At 67.4% G+C, this 21,227-nt stretch carries 20 protein-coding genes; 8 read left to right on the top strand and 12 right to left on the bottom strand.

Going from position 1 to position 21,227, the window contains the following annotated elements; all coding sequences use genetic code 11:
- Nucleotides 1-49: 49 nt before the first annotated feature.
- The 8 genes from DEJ09_RS12365 to dnaA all read right to left on the bottom strand — a co-directional run bounded on the left by DEJ09_RS12365 (nt 50) and on the right by dnaA (nt 11,143).
- Complete coding sequence (locus DEJ09_RS12365; protein ID WP_027466922.1) at nt 50-457, bottom strand: DUF3566 domain-containing protein; 408 nt, start codon at nt 455-457, stop codon at nt 50-52.
- Nucleotides 450-3,107 (bottom strand): DNA gyrase subunit A, encoded by a 2,658-nt coding sequence (gyrA, locus tag DEJ09_RS12360; protein WP_071404135.1) that lies wholly within the window; start codon nt 3,105-3,107, stop codon nt 450-452. Before gyrA ends, DEJ09_RS12365 begins: the two co-directional genes overlap by 8 nt.
- Nucleotides 3,108-3,221: 114 nt before the next feature.
- The gene (gene gyrB, locus DEJ09_RS12355; protein ID WP_071404134.1) at nt 3,222-5,225 is read right to left on the bottom strand and encodes a DNA topoisomerase (ATP-hydrolyzing) subunit B; all 2,004 of its coding nucleotides are present in this window, start codon (nt 5,223-5,225) and stop codon (nt 3,222-3,224) included.
- Nucleotides 5,226-5,358: 133 nt separating this feature from the next.
- The gene (locus DEJ09_RS12350) at nt 5,359-5,859 is read right to left on the bottom strand and encodes a DUF721 domain-containing protein (RefSeq protein ID WP_027466919.1); all 501 of its coding nucleotides are present in this window, start codon (nt 5,857-5,859) and stop codon (nt 5,359-5,361) included.
- A complete protein-coding gene (recF, locus tag DEJ09_RS12345) occupies nt 5,859-7,145 on the bottom strand; it encodes a DNA replication/repair protein RecF (protein ID WP_111088795.1) in 1,287 nt (428 codons plus the stop codon). Before recF ends, DEJ09_RS12350 begins: the two co-directional genes overlap by 1 nt.
- Nucleotides 7,146-7,176: 31 nt before the next feature.
- Nucleotides 7,177-8,064 (bottom strand): phosphogluconate dehydrogenase (NAD(+)-dependent, decarboxylating), encoded by an 888-nt coding sequence (gene gnd / locus DEJ09_RS12340; RefSeq protein WP_071404132.1) that lies wholly within the window; start codon nt 8,062-8,064, stop codon nt 7,177-7,179.
- 71 nt (nt 8,065-8,135) lie between these two features.
- Nucleotides 8,136-9,281: a DNA polymerase III subunit beta gene (gene dnaN / locus DEJ09_RS12335; RefSeq protein WP_027466916.1), complete on the bottom strand. Its 1,146-nt coding sequence runs from the start codon at nt 9,279-9,281 to the stop codon at nt 8,136-8,138.
- Between the two features lie 407 nt (nt 9,282-9,688).
- Entirely contained in the window at nt 9,689-11,143 is a 1,455-nt protein-coding gene (gene dnaA, locus DEJ09_RS12330; RefSeq protein ID WP_071404155.1) for a chromosomal replication initiator protein DnaA, read from the bottom strand.
- Between the two features lie 514 nt (nt 11,144-11,657).
- Here dnaA and rpmH point away from each other — a divergent pair.
- The 8 genes from rpmH (at nt 11,658) to DEJ09_RS12290 (ending at nt 16,647) form a co-directional block, all read left to right on the top strand.
- Nucleotides 11,658-11,795, top strand: coding sequence for a 50S ribosomal protein L34 (gene rpmH / locus DEJ09_RS12325; protein WP_022889115.1), 138 nt, complete (start codon nt 11,658-11,660; stop codon nt 11,793-11,795).
- Nucleotides 11,796-11,842: 47 nt separating this feature from the next.
- Nucleotides 11,843-12,193 (top strand): ribonuclease P protein component, encoded by a 351-nt coding sequence (gene rnpA / locus DEJ09_RS12320; RefSeq protein WP_111028837.1) that lies wholly within the window; start codon nt 11,843-11,845, stop codon nt 12,191-12,193.
- Complete coding sequence (yidD, locus tag DEJ09_RS12315) at nt 12,190-12,570, top strand: membrane protein insertion efficiency factor YidD (RefSeq protein ID WP_017887819.1); 381 nt, start codon at nt 12,190-12,192, stop codon at nt 12,568-12,570. Before rnpA ends, yidD begins: the two co-directional genes overlap by 4 nt.
- Before the next feature lie 8 nt (nt 12,571-12,578).
- The gene (gene yidC / locus DEJ09_RS12310) at nt 12,579-13,547 is read left to right on the top strand and encodes a membrane protein insertase YidC (protein ID WP_111053622.1); all 969 of its coding nucleotides are present in this window, start codon (nt 12,579-12,581) and stop codon (nt 13,545-13,547) included.
- Entirely contained in the window at nt 13,548-14,048 is a 501-nt protein-coding gene (locus DEJ09_RS12305) for a R3H domain-containing nucleic acid-binding protein (RefSeq protein WP_071248630.1), read from the top strand.
- Nucleotides 14,045-14,704: a 16S rRNA (guanine(527)-N(7))-methyltransferase RsmG gene (gene rsmG, locus DEJ09_RS12300; RefSeq protein WP_111088794.1), complete on the top strand. Its 660-nt coding sequence runs from the start codon at nt 14,045-14,047 to the stop codon at nt 14,702-14,704. Before DEJ09_RS12305 ends, rsmG begins: the two co-directional genes overlap by 4 nt.
- Nucleotides 14,705-14,785: 81 nt before the next feature.
- Complete coding sequence (locus DEJ09_RS12295) at nt 14,786-15,679, top strand: ParA family protein (RefSeq protein WP_269149421.1); 894 nt, start codon at nt 14,786-14,788, stop codon at nt 15,677-15,679.
- Nucleotides 15,679-16,647: a ParB/RepB/Spo0J family partition protein gene (locus DEJ09_RS12290; protein WP_111038691.1), complete on the top strand. Its 969-nt coding sequence runs from the start codon at nt 15,679-15,681 to the stop codon at nt 16,645-16,647. The genes DEJ09_RS12295 and DEJ09_RS12290 overlap by 1 nt, the downstream gene beginning before the upstream one ends.
- A 625-nt stretch (nt 16,648-17,272) precedes the next feature.
- Here DEJ09_RS12290 and DEJ09_RS12285 read toward each other — a convergent pair.
- The 4 genes from DEJ09_RS12285 to trxB all read right to left on the bottom strand — a co-directional run bounded on the left by DEJ09_RS12285 (nt 17,273) and on the right by trxB (nt 21,142).
- Nucleotides 17,273-18,235, bottom strand: a complete 963-nt coding sequence (locus DEJ09_RS12285) for an ATP-grasp domain-containing protein (RefSeq protein ID WP_111088793.1) — start codon at nt 18,233-18,235, stop codon at nt 17,273-17,275.
- A 60-nt stretch (nt 18,236-18,295) separates the two neighbouring features.
- Entirely contained in the window at nt 18,296-19,600 is a 1,305-nt protein-coding gene (locus DEJ09_RS12280; protein WP_071404124.1) for a PLP-dependent aminotransferase family protein, read from the bottom strand.
- Between the two features lie 150 nt (nt 19,601-19,750).
- Nucleotides 19,751-20,077: a thioredoxin gene (gene trxA / locus DEJ09_RS12275; protein ID WP_017887828.1), complete on the bottom strand. Its 327-nt coding sequence runs from the start codon at nt 20,075-20,077 to the stop codon at nt 19,751-19,753.
- A gap of 66 nt (nt 20,078-20,143) precedes the next feature.
- The gene (gene trxB / locus DEJ09_RS12270; RefSeq protein ID WP_111088792.1) at nt 20,144-21,142 is read right to left on the bottom strand and encodes a thioredoxin-disulfide reductase; all 999 of its coding nucleotides are present in this window, start codon (nt 21,140-21,142) and stop codon (nt 20,144-20,146) included.
- Nucleotides 21,143-21,227: the final 85 nt, after the last annotated feature.

Raw genomic sequence — 21,227 nt, 5'->3', positions numbered from 1 at the left:
GATCCCGCCGGAACGAAATCGAGCAGTGGGCCCATCCGGCCCGGGTGTGTCAGTTGTTCGTGAAGCCCACGAGCAGACCGCCCGTGATCCGAACACTGAGGTTGTAGAGCACGCTCACGATGGCGCCGAGCACGGTGCCGACGACCACGTTGAGGATGCCCACGACGATGGAGAACCCGAGGACCTGGCCCAGCGAGAACTGGTCCATGATCGAGTAACTGTTCTGCCCGGTGACGTCCTTCAACAGGGCGTCGACCTGGGTGAACACACCCGTCTGGTTGAGGATGACCCACACCAGTGCCGTGGCGACCACGATCACGATGCTGCCGGCCAGGGCGATGAGGAAGCTCAGCTTCACCATCGACCAGAAGTCGACGTAGACCAGTCGCAACCGCACCTGGCGGGTGCCGACGGGTCGCTTCGCCTTCTTCTGGAGCTTCTCGGCGACACTACTCATTGCTTGACTGGTCCTCTCCGGCCTCGTCTGCGACGGGCTCGGTGTCGATGGGATCAGTGGAATCCGGGGCCGCTTCGGCTGGGCTGACCGTCTCCACCGGGCCCGCGGGCTCGATCTCGGCGTCGTCCTGGTCGTCCAGGTTCCGCTCGGTGTTCCGGGCCACCGCGATGATCCGGTCGTTCTCCGCGAACCTCGCGAAGACGACGCCCATCGTGTCACGGCCCTTGGCAGGGACCTCGGCCACGGCAGACCTTACCACCTTGCCCGATTGCAGCACGACGAGCACCTCGTCGTCCTCGCCGACGATGAGAGCGCCCACAAGATCGCCTCGGTCGAGCGCCAACTTGGCCACCTTGATGCCCAGACCACCACGGCCCTGCACCCGGTACTGGTCGACCGCGGTGCGCTTGGCGTAGCCGCCCTCGGTCATCACCCAGACGAAGCCGTCGTCGGAGACGACCCGGGCCGCGAGCAGCGAGTCGCCGTCGCGGAAGGACATGCCCTTCACACCCGAGGTCGAGCGACCCATCGGACGCAGGGTGTCGTTCGTCGCCGTGAACCGGAGCGACATGCCCTGGCGGGACACCAGGAGCAGGTCGTCGTGCTCGTCGACGAGCAGCGCCTGCCGGAGCTTGTCGCCGTCGCGCAGGTTGATCGCGATGATGCCGCCGGTGCGGTTCGTGTCGTACTCGGTGAGCGCGGTCTTCTTCACCAGACCGTGCTCGGTCGCGAGGACGAGGTACTGCGCCACCTCGTAGTCGCGGATGTCGAGCACCTGCTGGATCTGCTCGTCGGGCTGCATCGCGAGGAGGTTCGCGACGTGCTGGCCCTTCGCGTCGCGGCCGGCCTCCTGCAGCTCGTACGCCTTGGCGCGGTAGACCCGGCCCTGGTCGGTGAGGAACAGGAGCCAGTGGTGCGTCGTCGTGACGAAGAAGTGCTCGACGATGTCGTCGGCGCGGAGCTGGGCGCCGCGGACACCTCGGCCGCCGCGGTGCTGCGAGCGGTACTGGTCGCTGCGCGTGCGCTTGACGTAGCCACCGCGGGTGATGGTGACGACCATCTCCTCTTCGGGGATCAGGTCTTCCATCGACATGTCGCCGTCGTAGCCGAACATGATCTCGGTACGGCGGTCGTCGCCGAAGCGGTCGACGATCTCGCTCAGCTCGTCGCGGATGATCGAGCGCTGGCGGCTCTCCGACCCGAGGATGTCCTGGAAGTCGGCGATCTTGCGCTCGAGCTCCTCGGCCTCGTCGTGGATCTTCTGACGCTCGAGGGCGGCGAGACGTCGGAGCTGCAGCTCGAGGATCGCACGCGCCTGGATCTCGTCGACGGACAGCAGGTCCATCAGGCCGGTGCGGGCCTCTTCGACGTCGGGCGAGCGACGGATGAGCGCGATGACCTCGTCGAGGGCGTCGAGCGCAGCCAGGTAGCCACGCAGGATGTGGGCGCGCTTCTCGGCCTCGCGCAGCCGGAACTGCGTGCGGCGGACGATGACGTCGACCTGGTGGGCGACCCACGCCGAGATGAAGCCGTCGAGCGGCAGGGTACGGGGCACCCCGTCGACGATCGCGAGCATGTTCGCGCCGAAGTTCTCCTGCAGCTGGGTGTGCTTGTACAGGTTGTTCAGCACGACCTTGGCGACGGCGTCACGCTTCAGCACGATGACCAGGCGCTGCCCGGTGCGGCCGGAGGTCTCGTCACGGATGTCGGCGACACCGGCGAGCTTGCCGTCCTTGACCAGCTCCGCGATCTTGATCGCCAGGTTGTCGGGGTTGACCTGGTACGGCAGCTCGGTGACGACGAGGCAGGTGCGACCCTGGATCTCCTCCACCGAGACGACGGCACGCATCGTGATCGAACCACGGCCGGTGCGGTAGGCGTCCTGGATGCCCTTGGTACCGAGCACCTGTGCACCGGTCGGGAAGTCCGGGCCCTTGATGCGCTGCATGAGCGCGGCAAGCAGCTCTTCGCGGGTGGCGTCGGGGTTGTCGAGCGCCCACTTGGCGCCCTCGGCGACCTCGCGCAGGTTGTGCGGCGGGATGTTCGTGGCCATGCCGACCGCGATGCCGACCGAGCCGTTGACGAGCAGGTTCGGGAACCGGGCCGGCAGGATCGCCGGCTCCTGGGTGCGGCCGTCGTAGTTGTCCTGGAAGTCGACGGTGTCCTCGTCGATGTCGCGGACCATCTCGAGCGCGAGCGGCGCCATCTTCGTCTCGGTGTACCGCGGGGCCGCGGCGCCGTCGTTGCCCGGCGAACCGAAGTTGCCCTGGCCGAGCGCCAGCGGGTACCGGAGCGACCACGGCTGCACCAGGCGGACGAGGGCGTCGTAGATCGCCGAGTCACCGTGCGGGTGGAACTGGCCCATGACGTCACCGACGACGCGGGAGCACTTCGAGAACGCACGGTCCGGGCGGTAGCCGCCGTCGAACATCGCGTAGATCACACGGCGGTGCACCGGCTTGAGGCCGTCGCGGACCTCCGGCAGGGCACGACCGACGATGACCGACATCGCGTAGTCGAGGTACGAGCGCTGCATCTCGAGCTGCAGGTCGACCTGCGAGATGCGGTCACCGGAGACGACGATGTCCCCGCTGTCGCCGTGGACGATCTCGGGCTGCTCGTCGGCGCCGTTCTCGTTGTCGTCAGCCATGTGGCTTCGTTCCCTTTCTGGACAGCCTGGAGGCTGTGGTTCCGTTGGTCGCGCCGGGCGCGACCACAGGTGGTCAGGACTGGTCGACACGGCTCACGCCGCGCCTCCTGGCCGTTAGATGTCGAGGAAGCGGACGTCCTTGGCGTTCTGCTGGATGAACTGGCGCCGTGCGTCGACGTCCTCACCCATCAGCGTCGAGAAGGTGCTGTCGACCGCAGCCGCGTCCTCCAGCGTGACCTGCAGGAGCGTGCGGGTGTCCGGGTTCATCGTGGTGTCCCAGAGCTCCTTGTAGTCCATCTCGCCGAGGCCCTTGTAGCGCTGGATCCCGTTGTCCTTCGGGATGCGCTTGCCGGCTGCGAGGCCGGCCTGCATCAGGGCGTCGCGCTCCCGGTCGCTGAACACGTACTCGTGCGCCGAGTTCGACCACTTCAGGCGGTAGAGCGGCGGCTGCGCGAGGTACACGTAGCCGTGCTCGATGAGCGGACGCATGTATCGGAACAGCAGCGTGAGCAGCAGCGTGGTGATGTGCTGGCCGTCGACGTCGGCATCGGCCATCAGCACGATCTTGTGGTACCGGGCCTTGTCCGGGTCGAAGTCCTCACCGATGCCGGCACCGAACGCCGTGATCATCGACTGGATCTCCTGGTTGGCGAGGGCGCGGTCGAGCCGGGCCTTCTCGACGTTCAGGATCTTTCCGCGCAGGGGCAGGATCGCCTGGGTCATCGGGTTGCGGCCCTGCACGGCGGAACCGCCGGCGGAGTCACCCTCGACCATGAAGATCTCCGACACCGTCGGGTCCTTCGACTGGCAGTCCTTGAGCTTGCCGGGCATGCCGCCCGACTCGAGCAGCCCCTTGCGGCGGGTGGTCTCGCGCGCCTTGCGGGCGGCGAGCCGCGCCTGCGACGCCTGGATCGCCTTCCGGACGACGTCGCGTGCCTGCGTCGGGTTGCTCTCGAACCAGTGGGTCAGCTCGGTGCCGACGACACGCTGCACGAACGACTTCGCCTCGGTGTTGCCGAGCTTGGTCTTCGTCTGCCCCTCGAACTGCGGCTCGCCGAGCTTCACGGAGATGACGGCCGTCAGCCCTTCGCGGATGTCGTCACCCGTGAGGTTGTCGTCCTTCTCCTTGATGATCTTCGTCTCGCGCGCGTAGCGGTTGACGAGGGTCGTCAGTGCTGCACGGAAGCCCTCTTCGTGGGTGCCGCCCTCGTGCGTGTTGATCGTGTTCGCGAAGGTGTGGACGCTCTCCTGGTACGAGGTGTTCCACTGCATCGCGACCTCGAGCGCGATCTTGCGCTCCGGGTCCTCGGACTCGAAGCCGATGACGTCCGGGTGGACGAGGTCGGCCTTCTTCTGCGCGTTGATGTACTCGACGTAGTCGGCGAGACCACGCTCGTACATGAAGGTGTCGTTGCGGGCCTCTTCCCCTTCTTCCGGGGCGCGCTCGTCGCGGAGGTTGATCCGCAGGCCCTTGTTCAGGAAGGCCATCTGCTGGAACCGGGTGCGCAGGGTCTCGTAGTCGAACACGACGGACTCGAAGATCTCGGCGTTCGGCCAGAACGTGATCGTCGTGCCGGTCTCGTCGGTCTCTTCGTCCTTGGAGACGGGCGCGACGGGGACACCGTCGGTGTAGCTCTGGCGCCAGACGTGGCCCTGGCGACGGACCTCGACGTCGAGCTCGGAGCTCAGCGCGTTCACGACGGACGAACCGACGCCGTGCAGACCACCGGAGACGGCGTAGCCGCCACCGCCGAACTTGCCGCCGGCGTGCAGGACGGTGAGGACGACCTGCAGGGTCGAGACCCCCTCGGCCGCGTGGACGTCGACCGGGATGCCACGGCCGTTGTCGACGACGCGGACGCCACCGTCTTCACGGATGCTCACGTCGATGGTGTCGCAGTACCCGGCGAGGGCTTCGTCGACGGAGTTGTCGACGATCTCCTGGACCAGGTGGTGCAGACCGCGGGGGCCGGTCGAACCGATGTACATACCGGGGCGCTTGCGGACGGCCTCGAGCCCCTCGAGCACCTGAATCTGGTCTGCGCCGTAGGACGGTTCGCTCTGCGGGGTCTCCGCGCCGAGCGGGTTCTGCCGGTCGTCTTCAGATTCTGCTGCCATGTCGAGCGTGCTCCTGCCTGCGCGCGGAACGCCCGCGCACTGCACCTCCCAGTCTACCGCAGAGCCCCCTCTTTCGAGGGCTCATCTGCCCCGCAGACGGGCTTTTCTGGCACTCCAGGATGATTTCGTCGCCTCAACCGTAGGTGTCGCGAGGACCGCGCCCCTGGACCGTCCTGGGGCCGCGTTTCCACGTGGGGGCGTCCGGGCCGGAAACCCTGATCGACTCGACCCCGGCTTCCGGGTGCCGTTCCGCGATGGTCGTCGTGACCGTCGCACGCATCAGTCGGAGCTGGGTCGCCCAGGCCGTCGAGTCGCACCGGATGACGAGTGCGCCGTCCTCGATGGTGACCGGTCGGGAGTGCTTCGCCAGCTCCTCGCCGACGACGCTCGGCCAGTCCACGAAGAGCTCAGAGCGGGCGAGGGGTTCCGTCCAACCGAGTTCCTGGGCGAGCGAACCGACGATGTCCGCGAGGCCCTTCGGCTCGCGGCCGCGCCCGTACGGCACGGTGTCGGCGTCGAACTCGCGGGCACGGCGGCGGCGGGCATCGGTGCCGCGCTTGGACGGGTCGCCGAACACCGCGCGCAGGTGGCGGTAGACCTGCGAGGGTTCGGTGGGCTTGCGGGGCTTCGGCATCAGGCGTCGGCTTCGGTCGGGTCCGTCTTGCTGTCCGCGACGGTCGCGTCCGCCGCGTCGATCGCGTCGGTCCCGTCCGTCGCGTCCGTCGCCGGACTGGAGGCCCGGGTCGCGTCCGCCTCGTCGGTCACGATCGTGCCCGCCTCGATCCGCACGGTGTGCGCCGCCAGCTTCCCGGGCACGTCACCGAAGACCGCGGCCGTGATGAGCACCTGCTCGTAGTCGGCGACAGCGTTCGCCAACCGTTCCCGCCGCGATTCGTCGAGTTCGGCGAAGACGTCGTCGAGGATGATGATCGGGTCGCCCAGGTTCGACTCGGCGCGCAGGATCGAGGCGCTCGCGAGCTGGATGGCCAGCGCGAAGGACCAGGATTCGCCGTGACTCGCGTACCCGCGGGCCGGTAACCCGTTGAGTTGGAACAGAACGTCGTCCCGGTGCGGTCCGACGAGGGTGAGCCCGCGGTCGAGTTCGTCCCGGCGACGGCGCTCGAGGGCGGCCGCGAACGCTTCGGCAGCCGACGCGACCGTGACGGGCTCGTCGGGGGTCCCGAGCACGGGGTCGGTCGCCGCCGCGGACTCGGGGTCGCCACCGCGGATGGACAGGACGCCGGTGATCGAGGCGTCGTGGTGTTCGCCGGCGACGGTCGCGTAGGCCTCGGCCACGAAGGGTGCGAGCCGCCGGGTCAGGTGGTCACGGGCCGCGACGATCTCGGCGCCGAGTCCGACGAGCCGGTCGTCCCAGACGTCGAGCGTCGACAGGGCGTTCGCCTTCGCGCCGGTGGCACGGGCCGACTTCAGCAGGGTGTTCCGCTGGCGGAGCGTGCGGTCGTAGTCGGCGAGCACGCCCTGCATCCGCGGTGCGATCTGGCCGAGTAGCTCGTCGAGCATCCGGCGTCGCCCGGCCGGCTCGCCCCGCACGAGGGCGAGGTCCTCCGGGGCGAAGAGCACGCTCGTGCAGTAGCGCGGCAGCTCCCGCGGCTTGATCGCCGACCGGTTCACCTGCGCACGGTTCGCACCGGTGCGGTTGATCTGCACCTCGGCGAGGATGCTGCGGTCCTCGTGCGCGAGACGAGCCCGGACGATCGCGGCGTCGCATCCTTGACGGACGAGCGCTGCGTCGGTGGGGACGCGGTGCGAGCCGAGGGTCGAGAGGTACCCGATCGCCTCGACCAGGTTGGTCTTGCCCTGTCCGTTGCGCCCGACGAACAGGTTCGGCCCGCGTGCGAGGTCGACGTCCGCCTCCCGGTAGTTCCGGAAGTCGGTCAGTTGGAGATGGTCGACGTGCACGCGGGCCGAGTCCGGGTTCCCCCGGGAAGTCCTAGGACTTCTTGACGGCGTGACCGCCGAACTGGTTGCGGAGCGCCGCGACGGCCTTCATCGTCGGCGAGGCGCTGCCCTGGCGCGAGACGAAGCGCGCGAAGATCGACGCCGAGAGCGCCGGCATCGGCACGGCGAGCTCGATGCCCTCTTCGAGCGTCCAACGGCCCTCGCCCGAGTCCTCGACGTAGCCCTCGAGCTCGTCGAGCTTCGGGTCCTCGTTCAGCGCGAGCACCATCAGGTCGAGCAGCCAGGAGCGGACGACCGTTCCGCGCTGCCAGCCGGCGAACACGGCGGGGACGTCGGTGATCAGGTCCTTGGCCTCGAGGAGCTCGTAGCCCTCGCCGTACGCCTGCATGATCGCGTACTCGATGCCGTTGTGGACCATCTTCGCGTAGTGGCCGGCGCCGATCGGGCCGGCGTGCGAGAAGCCCTCTTCACGGGGACCCTCGGGGCGCAGCGCGTCGAACACGGGCATCGCGAACTCGACGTCCGCGGCGTCACCGCCGACCATGAGGCCGTAGCCGTTGTCCTTGCCCCAGACGCCACCGGAGACGCCGACGTCCATGTAGCGGATGCCGCGCGCAGCGAGCTGCTCGGCGTGCGTGGTGTCGTCCAGCCACTTCGAGTTGCCACCGTCGATGACCAGGTCGCCCTCGCCGAGGACGCCGGCCAGGTCGGTGATCACGTCGTCGGTGATCTTGCCGTGCGGGACCATGACCCACACGAGACGCTTGCCCTCCGGGAGGGCAGCGGCGAGGGCGCCGAGGTCGGCGACGTCCGAGACGGCGGGGTTCGCGTCGTACCCGGTGACCTCGATCCCTGCGTTGCGGAGACGGGCACGCATGTTGTTGCCCATGCGACCAAGGCCGACAAGACCGATGTGCATGATTTCCTCTTCTGTTCGTCGTCGCGCTGATGCTGCCGGTGGTGTGCGCCAGCGCAGGTTGCCTGTTGCGCCTATCGCAGCAGCAGGTTCGGCTGCAGCAGGTACCGGTATCCATCGGTCGCTGCGGCCTCTTGCGAAGTCTGGCCGGTGATCAGCACCGGGCCCGGCTTGTTGGGGTTCTCCGTCTTGGTGAAGGAGATGCGGACGAACTCGGAGTGCACCGCGTTCAGTCCGTCCAGGAGGAAGGCGGGCTTCAACGAGACCACCGTTTCCTCGCCGGTCAACAACGCACTGATCGACTCTGACGCCTGCGCTTGTTCGGATCCGATCGCCTCGAGCGTGAGCCCGTCGACCGTGAAGGAGAACCGGAGCGCCGCCTCGCGCTCCAGGACGAGGGAGACCCGTCGGACCGCTTCGACGAGCTCCGCGGTGTTGATCACCGCGTGGTCGTTGACGGTCTCGGGGAAGAGCCGGCGGACCGGCGGGTAGTTGCCCTTGATGAGCAACGACGTCACGGTCTTGTCGTCGGCGTGGAACGCGATGAGCTCGCGGTCGGAGTTGCCGCTGATCGACACCGACACCGTGGACGCCGAACCGAACGTGCGGCCGACCTCCTGCAGGGTGCGGGCCGGGACCAGTGCGTGCAGGGGGTCCGAGCCGACTCGGCCGGAGTCCCACGCGATGGTGCGGACGGCGACGCGGTAGCGGTCCGTGGCGATGAGGGAGAGGTCGTTGTCGCCGACCTCGAGCTGCACGCCCGTGATGACGGGGGTGACGTCGTCGCGGCTGGCGGCGACGGCGACCTGGGACACCGCTTCGGAGAACGCGTCGCCGGGGATCACACCGGTCTGCGGGCCGATCTCCGGCAGCGTCGGGTACTCCTCGACGGGCATGGACAGCAGCGTGAAGTGCGCCGATCCGCAGGAGACGGAGATCTTGGCGTCCTCGGTGGTGAACGACACGGGGGCGTTCGGCAGCCGGCTCGCGATGTCGTTGAGAAGTCGACCGGAGACCAGGACCGTGCCCGGCTCGTCGATCTGGGCCGAGATGGACGTCTGCGCCGACACCTCGTAGTCGAACGACGAGAGCGTCAGACGATCTCCGTCGGCGTGGATCAGGACGCCCGACAGGATCGGGAGGGTTGTGCGCTGCGGGAGGAGCTTCACTGCGAAGGAGACGGCTTCGGAGAAGACGTCCCGGTTGACCTCGAACTTCACAGCTGGAACCCCTGTCGATCGGCTTGGACTGTCCGGCCGCCCCATTCTGGCACAGGCGGACGGGGGCCGGATTTCTTGTCATCCCGCCGTCCACAAGGTTGTCCCGCAGAGATTGATCGTTAACCAGGAGTAATGGTGTTAACGCCTGTGCACACTGTGGATAACCCTGTGCATCCCGCTCCGCAGTAGGGAACTACATGGTTGTGACTTGTGAGCGGTGTGTGAGCGTTAACGGGATGAATGAATCTCATCTATCCACTTCCATCCCCAGTCTCCACAGGTGACCCCCCACCTGTGTACAACCGGGCGGCGTGTCCTCCACAGTTATCCACAGGCTATCCACACTGTGAGAAGTCCGGCCCATGGAACCGTCTCAGATGGTGGATGGGGCCGGGAACGGGCCGATCTCAGCGGTAACGGCGGTCCTGCTTGATGCGGCTGGTGAGCTCGGTGACCTGGTTGTAGATCGACCGACGCTCCTTCATCAGCTCGGTGATCTTCTTGTTCGCGTACATCACCGTGGTGTGGTCGCGGTTGCCGAACAGCTGCCCGATCTTGGGCAGGGACAGGCTCGTCAGCTCACGGCACAGGTACATCGCGATCTGTCGTGCCGTGGCGATCGCCTGGGAGCGGGACGACCCGTACAGGTCGTCGACGGAGAGCTTGAAGTACTCCGCGGTGTGGTTGATGATGTCCGTCGGCGCGACGACGTTGTCCTCGTCGAGGGTGATCAGGTCCTTGAGGACTGTCTGCACCAGGGCCATGTCCACGGCCGTCCGGTTCAGGCTCGCGAACGCGGTGACCCGGATCAGGGTGCCCTCGAGTTCGCGGATGTTGCTCGACACCTTCGACGCCATGAACTCGAGGATGTCGTCGGGCACCTGCAGGTGGTCGGACTGTGCCTTCTTGCGGAGGATCGCGATGCGCGTCTCGAGCTCGGGCGCCTGCACGTCGGTGATCAGGCCCCACTCGAAGCGCGATCGCATCCGGTCCTCGAACCCGGTCAGGTGCTTCGGCGCGACGTCGGACGTGATGACGACCTGCTTGTTGTGGTCGTGCAGCGTGTTGAACGTGTGGAAGAAGGCCTCCTGCGTGGAGTCCTTCCCCTGCAGGAACTGGATGTCGTCGATCAGCAGGATGTCGATGTCGCGGTACCGCTGCTGGAACTGGTTCGAGCGGTTGTTCGCGATCGAGTTGATGAAGTCGTTGGTGAACTCCTCGCTCGACACGTACCGGACGCGGATCCCCGGGTAGAGGCTCTCGGCGTAGTGCCCGATGGCGTGGAGCAGGTGGGTCTTGCCCAGCCCGGAGTCCCCGTAGATGAAGAGCGGGTTGTAGGCCTTGGCCGGTGCCTCGGCCACGGCGACCGCTGCGGCGTGGGCGAACCGGTTCGACGACCCGATGACGAAGTTGTCGAAGTTGTACTTCGGGTTGAGTCGCGACTCGGGCCGACCGCTGGTGCCGGGAGAGTCGATCTGGCTCGGGACGAACGGCGCCTCGATGTACTGGCGCGGAGCGGCACTCTGCTCGACGGCTTCCTGCACGGGCTCGGCGTACTCGGGGACGTTCGGGTCCACCCGCGGCTCCGACGCCATGTCCGGGTTGACGGTGATGGCGAAGTTCGCGACCGAGTCGTCACCGATGCGACCGACCGCCTCGGTGATCGGGATGCGGATGCGCTGTTCGAGCATGCCCCGGGTCAAGTCGTTCGGGACCTCGAGGTACAGGGTGCCGGCGAGCACGCCCTTCGGCTCGACCAGGTTCAGGAACCCGTGGAGCTGCGGCGTGATGCGGGGGTCCTCGGCGAGGAGTCCGAGTACGGATGACCAGAGGTCCTCGACGGGGTCGGCCGGCATCGTCATGTCGCGCTCGTCTCCAGGGGTCGTGTCGTGCGTTCGCTGCCGGACGAGGGTGCGTCCTGCGGGGTCGGACATGCCGTGGCGTCCTCGGCGACCGCACTCGGGACCAGGTCGTCGCCGGCGGATCGTCGGTGGCTCCGGGGGCTTCGTCGACGCCTCGTTGCCGCGGAGGTTCCCACAGGGTTGTCCACAGTGTTGTCCACGACCACCTCGAGCCGTCCGACAGGAGTACTTCCCTGTCGTACCGGCCATCGGGGCGATCGATCACACCACTGTAAAGGACCGGACCGAGTCCCACCGAACGGAAGTTGTCCCCAATGTGGAGAATGGGCTCGAGCGACGGCAGACCCGACGGCGCCGACGCAACCGGTCCGGGCGGGGTTTGACCTGCTCGCCGCTGTCACGTACCGTTAACCAGTTGACTGCGGCCCTTTGGTCGCGCCCATCTGCGTCGTTCGACACCCGGACGGCTACACATACGTGACGGCTCGCCGCGAGCAGCCGTGTGGAGAACATCATGAGCAAGCGCACCTTCCAGCCGAACAACCGCCGCCGCGCCAAGAAGCACGGCTTCCGCCTCCGCATGCGGACGCGTGCCGGCCGCGCCATCCTGTCGGCGCGCCGCGCCAAGGGCCGTACCGAGCTCTCGGCCTGATCAGGCTCATCGCCTGATCCGGTCCTCGGTCTGACCCCGGCGTCGCAGTGTTGGCCAGCGCCAACCGCATCGTGCGCGGAGATGACTACCGGAACGTCGTGCGTCGTGGTCGTAAGAGCGCCACGGCGCACGTCGTCGTGTCCGTGGTCCGTCAGCCGGCAGACCGCAACGGACCGACGCGGTTCGGCTTCATCGTCGCGAAGACGGTGGGGAACGCCGTGACCCGGAACCTGATCAGGCGGCGGCTCAAGGCGATCGCGCACGACCTGCTCGCCGAGACCCCCCAGGGCTTCGACGTGGTGGTCCGTGTACTGCCAGCCGCATCGCAGGCCGGATGGCCTACCCTGCTCGAAGACGTCACGCGCTCCTTCGCGCGCGGGGTGGAGAAGGCAGCATGAACCGCACTCTGTGGACCCGGCTTGCCTGGGTCATCGCGTTGCTCCCACGCAACGCGTGCGTCGTCGTGCTCCGGGCCTACCGTGCGGTGATCTCCCCGCTGTACGGCAACGTCTGCCGCTACCACCCGTCGTGCTCCCGGTACGCCCTCGACGCGATCCAGCAGTACGGCGTCGTCCGCGGATCCGCCATGGGCGCCTGGCGCATCGCCCGTTGCAACCCCTGGGCTGCTGGTGGCATCGACGACGTCAAGGAACGCCGTCACCCGTTCGTCGTCAACCGGTTCGGGTTCGTCCTCGCGCCGATCCCGCAGCAGCCGCACCCCGCGGTCGGAACGGCCCGGCCGGTCCTGCTCCCCCAGCGCACTCGAAAGGCGTAGCCGTCCCCATGGACATCATCGGATTCGTCCTCTGGCCGCTCAAATGGGTGGTCTCGGCCATCCTCGTCGGCTTCCACTGGATCTTCGAGAGCATCGGCATGGACCCGAACGAGGGCATCACATGGGTGCTCTCGATCATCTTCCTGACGTTCGTGGTGCGCGCAGCGCTGATCCCGATCTTCGTCCGGCAGATCAAGTCGCAGCGCCGCATGCTCGAGGTCGCGCCGCAGCTGAAGAAGATCCAGGACAAGTACAAGGGCAAGAAGGACCAGTTCTCGCGTGAGGCCATGAGCCGCGAGACGATGGCGCTCTACAAGGAGACCGGGACCAACCCGCTCAGCTCCTGCCTGCCCCTGCTGCTGCAGATGCCGATCTTCTTCTCGCTGTACTCGGTGCTCCACGAGGCCCAGATCAACAAGACGGGCATCGGCCTGCTGACGAACGACCTCGCGGGGTCGTTCGGCAACGCGGCTCTGTTCGGCGCTCCGCTGCACGAGACCTTCACGAACGCCTCCGGGTGGGAGGTCCGTGCGATCGCGGGCTTCATGATCATCGTGATGACGGCGTCGCAGTTCATCACGCAGCTGCAGCTCGTCGCCAAGAACATGTCGCCGGAGACCAAGGAGTCTCCGATGTACCGCCAGCAGAAGATGATGCTGTACATCCTCCCGCTGGTCTTCGTGATCTCGGGTCTGAGCTTCCCCCTCGGCGTCATGTTCTACTGGCTGGCCTCGAACCTCTGGACGATGGCGCAGCAGTACTTCGTCATCCGCAGCATGCCGACCCCCGGCTCCGAAGCCGCTCTGGCTCGTGAAGCCCGCCTGGCCAAGAAGGCACAGCGTCGCGGAACGGCCACCCCGGTGCTCGCCGAGGCCGGTGCCGGCGCCGGTGCGACGGAGATCGAGCCCGTGCGCGTCACCACCCAGCGTCAGCAGCCGGTCGGCAAGCAGCGCCAGAAGAAGAACGGGAAGAAGTAAGTGACCGAGCAGGACACCGCAGGTGCCGTCGAGACGACGGACACGGAGACCGAGGACGCCCGCGACGAAGCGGACATCGCAGCGGACTACATCGAGGAGCTCCTCGACATCTGCGACCTCGACGGCGACATCGAGATCGAGGAACGCGCCGGTCGCGTCTACCTGTCGGTCACCGATGACGGCGAGGCACTCCGCGTGCTGTCGAAGCCCGACACCGTGACGGCGCTGCAGGAGCTCACCCGGATCGCTGTGCAGGCGGAGACCGGCGAGTTCAGCCGGCTCATCCTCGACGTCGGTGGCTCGCGGGATGCCCGTGCTGACGAGCTGCAGCGGCTCGTGGACACCGCTGTCGAGCGCATCGAAGCCGGTTCGTCGTCGGCTGCGCTCCCCCCGATGTCGTCGTACGAGCGCAAGCTCGTACACGACCTGGTCGCTGAGAAGGGCTTCCACTCGGAGTCCGAGGGTGAGGGTCGGGACCGCCACACGGTCGTCACCCGATGACGGACGCACCCGTCCCGACCGACGCAGCACCGGTGCTCGAGGCTGAGCCCACGGCGGCGGCAGCACTCTTCGGTGACCAGATCGAGGTTGCGCGCTCGTTCACCAACGAGCTCGCGCGGCGGGGCGAGGAGCTGGGCCTCATCGGCCCGCTCGAGTTGCCTCGCCTCTGGACGCGACACATCCTCAATTCTGCGTTGGTCGCACCCCTCCTGGAGGCCCGGGGTCGCGTTGCCGACGTCGGTTCGGGAGCAGGGTTGCCGGGTCTCGTGCTCGCGATCGCCCGTCCTGACGTCGATTTCGTCCTCATCGAGCCGATGGAGCGCCGGACGGATTGGCTTCGCAGTGAGTCCGATCGGCTCGGCCTGCAGAACGTCACGGTGCTCCGTGGCCGTGCTGAGGACGTAGCGGACGACGTCGTGGTCGACCAGGTCACCGCACGCGCCGTCAGCGCCCTGTCGAAGCTCATCCCCCTCACCGTGCCGCTGGTCCGTTCCGGCGGCCAGCTCATCCTGATGAAGGGTGCGCGGGTCGACGAAGAGATCGAGAAGGCTCGCAAGGTCATCCTTCGGAAGCGCCTCTCTGATGTCGAGGTGCTCGAGCTCGGAGAAGGTGTGGTCGACGAGACCACCCGCGTCTTCCGGGCTACAGTTGACTGACGCTGCGGCTCGGGCCGGGTCATCCGGCCGCCAGTGGCTCCGCGTTCCACGTGAAACATCGAACCGGGGAAGAGGCACTCGTTGAGTTCATCGACCGACTACGACGCGTCGACACCGCTCGCTCGCGAGATCGCCGACCTGAACCGTCGCCGGCGCGCGATCGCCACGCAGCAGTTTCCACTCCCTTCTGAGACACGGATCATCACCGTCTCGAACCAGAAGGGTGGCGTCGGCAAGACGACCACGACCGTCAACCTGGCCGCGGGTCTCGCCCATGGGGGCGCTCGTGTGCTCGTCATCGACCTGGACCCGCAGGGCAATGCCTCGACCGCGCTTGGCGTCGATCACCAGGCCGAGGTCGCGAGCATCTACGACGTGATCGTCGACGAGGCACCGATGGCCGACACCGTGCAGGCCTCCCCCGAGTCGGACACCCTCTGGTGTGTGCCGGCCACCATTCACCTCGCCGGCGCCGAGATCGAGCTCGTGTCACTGGTGGCACGTGAGCAGCGTCTCCGGACCGCGCTCGACATGTACCTGCAGTCGCTGGACGAGCCCTACCACTACGTCTTCATCGACTGCCCGCCGTCTCTGGGCCTGTTGACGATCAACGCCTTCGTTGCCGCGCAAGAGGTGCTCATCCCGATCCAGTGCGAGTACTACGCGCTCGAGGGACTGAGCCAGCTGCTGCGGAACATCGAGTTGATCGAGCGACACCTCAACCCGAACCTCCGGGTCTCCACGATCCTGCTGACCATGTACGACGGCCGCACGAACCTGGCGAACCAGGTGGCGAACGACGTGCGGGAGCACTTCGGTGACCAGGTACTCAAGGCGATGATCCCCCGCTCCGTCCGCGTGAGCGAAGCACCGAGCTACGGCCAGAGCGTCGTCGCCTACGACGTGAACTCCACCGGGTCGCTGTCCTACCTGGAAGCGGCCGCCGAGATCGCAGCACGAGGAGCGAAGCACTGATGGCACCGAAGCGAACCGGACTCGGCCGAGGCATCGGCGCCCTGATCCCGACGGCGACCGATCAGCAGGACCGTCCCGTCGACGTGTTCTTCCCGACCGGTGGCTCGCCGGCATCCGCTCCGACGGCGGACGAGCTGGTGGCCGTGCCGGGGGCTCGTCTCGCAAACCTCAATCCGCTGGACGTGATCCCGAACGCGCAACAGCCGCGGAAGGAGTTCCGCGAGGAGGAGCTCCAGGAGCTCGTGCACTCGATCCGCGAGATCGGTGTCCTGCAGCCCATCGTCGTCCGGCCGATCCCCGGCGCGACGGGCACCGAGCCCCAGTACGAGCTCATCATGGGTGAGCGCCGTCTGCGGGCCACGAAGGAACTCGGCCTGAGCACGATCCCGGCGATCGTGAAGGACACCCCCGACGACGCGATGCTGCGCGACGCGCTGCTGGAGAACCTCCACCGGGCGCAGCTCAACCCCTTGGAAGAGGCATCGGCGTATCAGCAGCTCCTCGCGGACTTCGGGATCACCCAGGAACAGCTCGGACAGCGCATCGGTCGATCGCGCCCGCAGATCACGAACACGATCCGACTCCTGCGGCTCCCCTCCCCCGTGCAGCGGCGAGTGGCCGCAGGCGTGCTCTCTGCCGGACATGCTCGCGCCATCCTCGCCGCTCCGGACGCCGAGGCGATGGAGTACCTGGCCGAGAAGATCGTCAACGAGGACCTGTCCGTCCGTGCTGCTGAGGCGATCGCGCAGCAACTCTCCGCGAAGACGCCGCCGGCGAAGCCGAAGACCGAGCCGTCCAAGCGCCAGGCACACTTCAACGATCTCGCTGAACGGCTCGGTGATCGCTTGAACACGCGGGTGAAGATCGCAGTCGGTGCTCGCAAGAGCTCCGTCACGATCGACTTCGCGAACGGCGACGACCTCAACCGGATCCTCGGTGAGCTCGGGGTAGAGGACCTCGAGGGCTGAACCAGCCTGTGCGCGGCGTTGTGCGGCGCTGTGAGCCCCTGCGACGGTCGGGCTGGGGTCGGCGCACCTGCGACTCAATCCGGCAGCTCTGGTGGCAACACAGCGTGCCCGACGCGGCCGCTCCAGCAGTGAGGGTGGTTGGCCTCAGGTGAGATGTTGTCGACGTGACCACCATCGGCTCGCCCTTCATGCCAGCGATCCGAGGGACGTTCTTCCGAGCGGTCGACCCGAGGTTCCGTGAGTTCGCTCTGGAGGGATCGCGTTCCGCCAGCCGCTACTGCAGAGCGGACGATCCGACGCGCTACGTCGGATTGCCAGTTGAGAGGGTCGAAGCTTCGATGCTTGCGAACAAGGGCGTGCGGTAGCGAAACGTGGAGATTGACGTCAAGGCCTCTCCGATCGTCTGTTCACGCGGTTCGGGCGCCTCGGGGCCCGCCGAACGCGCCGGGCGCCAACACTGGCGCTGAGTGAGGATCCTCATGGCGAGATGTTCCACGTGGAACACCTCGCCTCGCGAAGCAGGGAAGTCACTCAATGCCGTCGTTCCACGTGGAACATCTCGGCCCGTTCGAGGGGCAGGTAAAGATCACTTGCCGGTGTTCCACGTGGAACATCGGCTGCAGGGTCAGGCGCGGTGGTCCCGGATGGCCTGCTCGGCGAGCTCGGCGTAGGTCCAGCCGAGGTCGAAACCGGACGCGGACAGCGCCTGCGGCAGCAGTGACGTCTCGGTGAGCCCGGGGAGCACGTTCGCCTCGAGGAACCAGGGCGTCCCGGCCCCGTCGATGATTAGGTCGACGCGGGACAGATGCCGGAGTCCCAGAGCCACGTGCGCGGCCACCGCAGCCTCCGCGGCTGCTCCGGCGAACTCGTCCGACAGTCGTGCGGGGGTGTAGAAGGTCGTCTCCCCCGCGTTGTAGCGCGCCTCGAAGCCGTAGATACCGTTGCGCGGCACGATCTCCACGGCGGAGAGCGCCACGGGGCCGTCGCCGGTGTCGATGATCCCCAGGGCGACCTCGGTGCCACGGATGAGCTGCTCGACCACGACGTCGTCGCAGTACGTGTACGCCGTCACCATGGCCCGCGGCAGGTCCTTGACGTCATCGACGAGGGTCACGCCCTGCGCACTTCCGCCGCGCGCCGGCTTCACGGCGAGCGGTACCGGGTGCTCGGTCGCGATGGCCTCGAGGACACCGACAGCGCCGAGCTCGCGGAACACGTCGTGGGAGAGCGTCACCGAACGAGGGGCACGGACGCCGGCGCGGGCGACCAGCGCTGACGCCGTGGGCTTGTCCCATGCCAACCGGGCCGACGTCGAACGTGAGCCGACGAACGGGATGTCTACGGCCTCCAGGATGCCCCGCAGGGCCCCGTCCTCACCGGAGGCGCCGTGCAGGGCCGGCCACACGACGTCCGGGCGTGATTCGGTGAGTGCCGGCAGGAGCATCGCGTCGGCGTCGCGTAGGTCCACCTGCCAGCCGTAGCCGGTAAGTGAGTCGGCGACCCGACGGCCGGACCGGAGGGAGACGTCGCGCTCGTGCGAGATGCCTCCGGCGACGACGACGACGTGACGACGGGTGAGCTCGGCCATGCGGGGACCTCCGGTGTGGAACTGCGGTGCTGTGCGATCAGCACTGAGGAAAAGCGCTGATCAGGAGATGTTCGGGGGCGGTGCACTGACGGACGACGTCTCGCGGACCACGGTGTTCGGGCGGGTCGTCGGGCCGAACGTCTCGATGAGTTCGAGTTCGTCGTTCACGACGTTGGCGAGACGCTTGACGCCCACCCGGATCTGCTCCGGGGTCGGGTAGCAGAACGACAGACGGATGTGTCCGCCTCCGCGCCCGTCGGCGTAGAAGGCCGTGCCGGGCGTGTAGGCCACGAGCTCCTTGACCGCGCGCGGCAGCATGCCCTTGGAGTCGAGCGACTCGGGCAGGGTCAGCCACACGAAGAAGCCACCGTTCGGCTTCGTCCAGGAGAGGTCGGGCAGGAACTCCCCCAGTGCGGACAGCATGGCGTCACGGCGCTCGGCGTAGATGCCCCGGAAGGTGTCGACCTGGCCCTTCCAGTCCGCCGCGTCGAGGTACGCGTTCACGACGTACTGGCCGAAGGAGTTCGGTGCGAGCACGGCCGACTCGTTGGCGAGCACGAGCTTCTCGCGGATGGCGTGCGGCGCGAGTGCCCAGCCGACGCGGAAGCCCGGTGCGAGGGTCTTCGAGAAGGAGCCGAGGTACACCACGCCCTCTTCGTCGATCGATCGGATCGCCTGCGGCGCCGGCTCGTCGAACCAGAGGAGCCCGTACGGGTTGTCCTCGAGCACGAGGATGTTGTTCGACCGACAGATGTCGAGCACCTCGATGCGGCGCTCGCGGCTCATGGTGACGCCGGCGGGGTTGTGGAAGTTCGGGATCGTGTAGAGGAACTTGATCCGCTTGCCCTGGGTGCGGAGGTTCGCGATCGCCTCGCGCAGCGCCTCGGGGACGAGACCGAGTTCGTCCGTCGTGACGTGCACCGTCTCGGCCTGGTACGACCGGAAGACCCCGATCGCGCCGACGTACGACGGTGACTCGGCGAGCACGACGTCACCCGGATCGATGAAGAGCCGTGTGACGAGGTCGAGGGCGTGCTGCGAGCCCGTGGTGACCACGACGTCCTCGGCGCTGGCACGGATGCCCTCGAGGCTCATGACGTCCACGATGTGCTCGCGGAGGGACCGCAGGCCCTGTCCGCCGCCGTACTGGAGCGCCATGGCGGAGTGCTCGTTCATGACACGGTCCAGGGAGCCCGTGACGAGCTCTCTGGGGAGCGCGGAGACGAACGGCATGCCGCCGGCCAGCGAGACCACTTCGGGGCGCGAGGCGACGGCGAACAGGGCTCGGACCTCGGAGGCGCTCAGCCCGGCGGTGCGCTGGGCGTAGGAGTCGTACCAGGGGTCGAGGCTGTTGCCGTTCGTCATCGAGTGCTCCGTTCAGTGGGACATTCCCGCCACACTACGACATCGGCCCGGGGAACCAGGGTTCCGCGACGGGGCCGATCGTCATCCGGTGGCTCCGGACGAGAACGGCCCCGCTCTCCGGGGAGAGCGGGGCCGTTCGGGTGGGGCGACCTACGCGAGGAACTCGGCGAGGTCGGCCTCGAGCGCGGGCTTCGGCTTGGCGCCGATGACGGTCTTGACGACCTCGCCGCCCTTGAAGACCTTCATCGCCGGGATCGACGTGATCTGGTAGTTCATGGCCGACTGTGGGTTGTCGTCCACGTTGAGCTTCACGATCTCGATCTTGCCGGCGTGCTCTTCGGCGATCTGGTCGAGGATCGGCGAGACCGCGCGACACGGGCCACACCACTCGGCCCAGAAGTCGACGAGGATCGTCTTGTCGGACTTGAGGACCTCGTCCGAGAAGGTGGCGTCGGTGACAGCCTTGGCGTTGGACATGTGTGCTCCTTCGAGAAGTCGTTCAGGGGGTACAACGGCGATGCCGTCGTGGTATTCCGAGGCGGGTCAGGCCCGGGCGGCGATGACGTCGACCATGGCCGGCTCGGTCGGGGCGACGCCCTCGGCCTCTTCCGTCAGAGCGTCGTCGAGCTCGGCGAGGTACTTCTCGGCGTCGAGCGCGGCGACCGTGCCCGAACCGGCAGCCGTGATGGCCTGACGGTAGGACGGGTCGATGACATCACCGGCGGCGAAGACACCCGGCAGGTTGGTCTTCGACGAACGGCCCTGGACGGCGATCGTGCCCTCGGGCGCGATGTCGATCTGGCCGTGGATCAGGTGCGTGCGCGGGTCGTTGCCGATCGCGATGAACAGGCCGTCCAGTGCGAGCTCGGACTCCTCCCCCGTCACGGTGTCCTTGAGCGTGACGCCCTCGACCGCGGAGTCACCCGTGATGCCGGTGACTTCCTTGTTCCAGGCGAACTCGATCTTCGGGTCGTTCATCGCGCGGTCCTGCATGATCTTCGACGCACGCAGGGAGTCCTTGCGGTGGATGACCGTCACCTTGTCGGCGAAGCGGGTGAGGAACGTCGCCTCTTCCATCGCGGAGTCGCCACCACCGACGACGGCGATGTTCTTCTGTCGGAAGAAGAAGCCGTCGCAGGTCGCGCACCACGAGACACCGTGGCCGGACAGGCGCTCTTCGTCGGGGAGGCCGAGGTGACGGTAGGCCGAGCCGGTGGCGTAGATGACCGCGAGGGCCTCGTACGTCTCGCCGGAGCCGACCGTGACCTTCTTGACCTTGCCGGTGAGGTCGACGGAGACGGCGTCGTCGTACAGGACCTCGGCACCGAACTTCTCGGCCTGTTCCTGCATCTTGATCATGAGGTCGGGGCCCTGGATCCCTTCGGGGAAGCCCGGGAAGTTCTCGACCTCGGTCGTCTTGGTGAGTTCACCGCCCGTCTCGACACTGGAGGCGACGATGAGCGGCTTGAGCTCTGCGCGCGCTGCGTAGATGCCGGCGGTGAACCCGGCCGGGCCGGAACCGATGATGATGAGCTGGCGCATGCCTGATTGCCCTTCCGTTGCGTCTGACCGGGTCAACCCATCGTACCGGCGAGGCATTCCACACGCCCCGTGAGCGTGCGGTGCC

Origin of the sequence: Curtobacterium sp. MCLR17_055 (assembly GCF_003234305.1) — a bacterium.
Taxonomy (GTDB): Bacteria; Actinomycetota; Actinomycetes; order Actinomycetales; family Microbacteriaceae; genus Curtobacterium; species Curtobacterium flaccumfaciens.
Note: the sequence above shows the minus strand (reverse complement) of the source record. Positions and strands in the feature narration are given on the sequence as shown.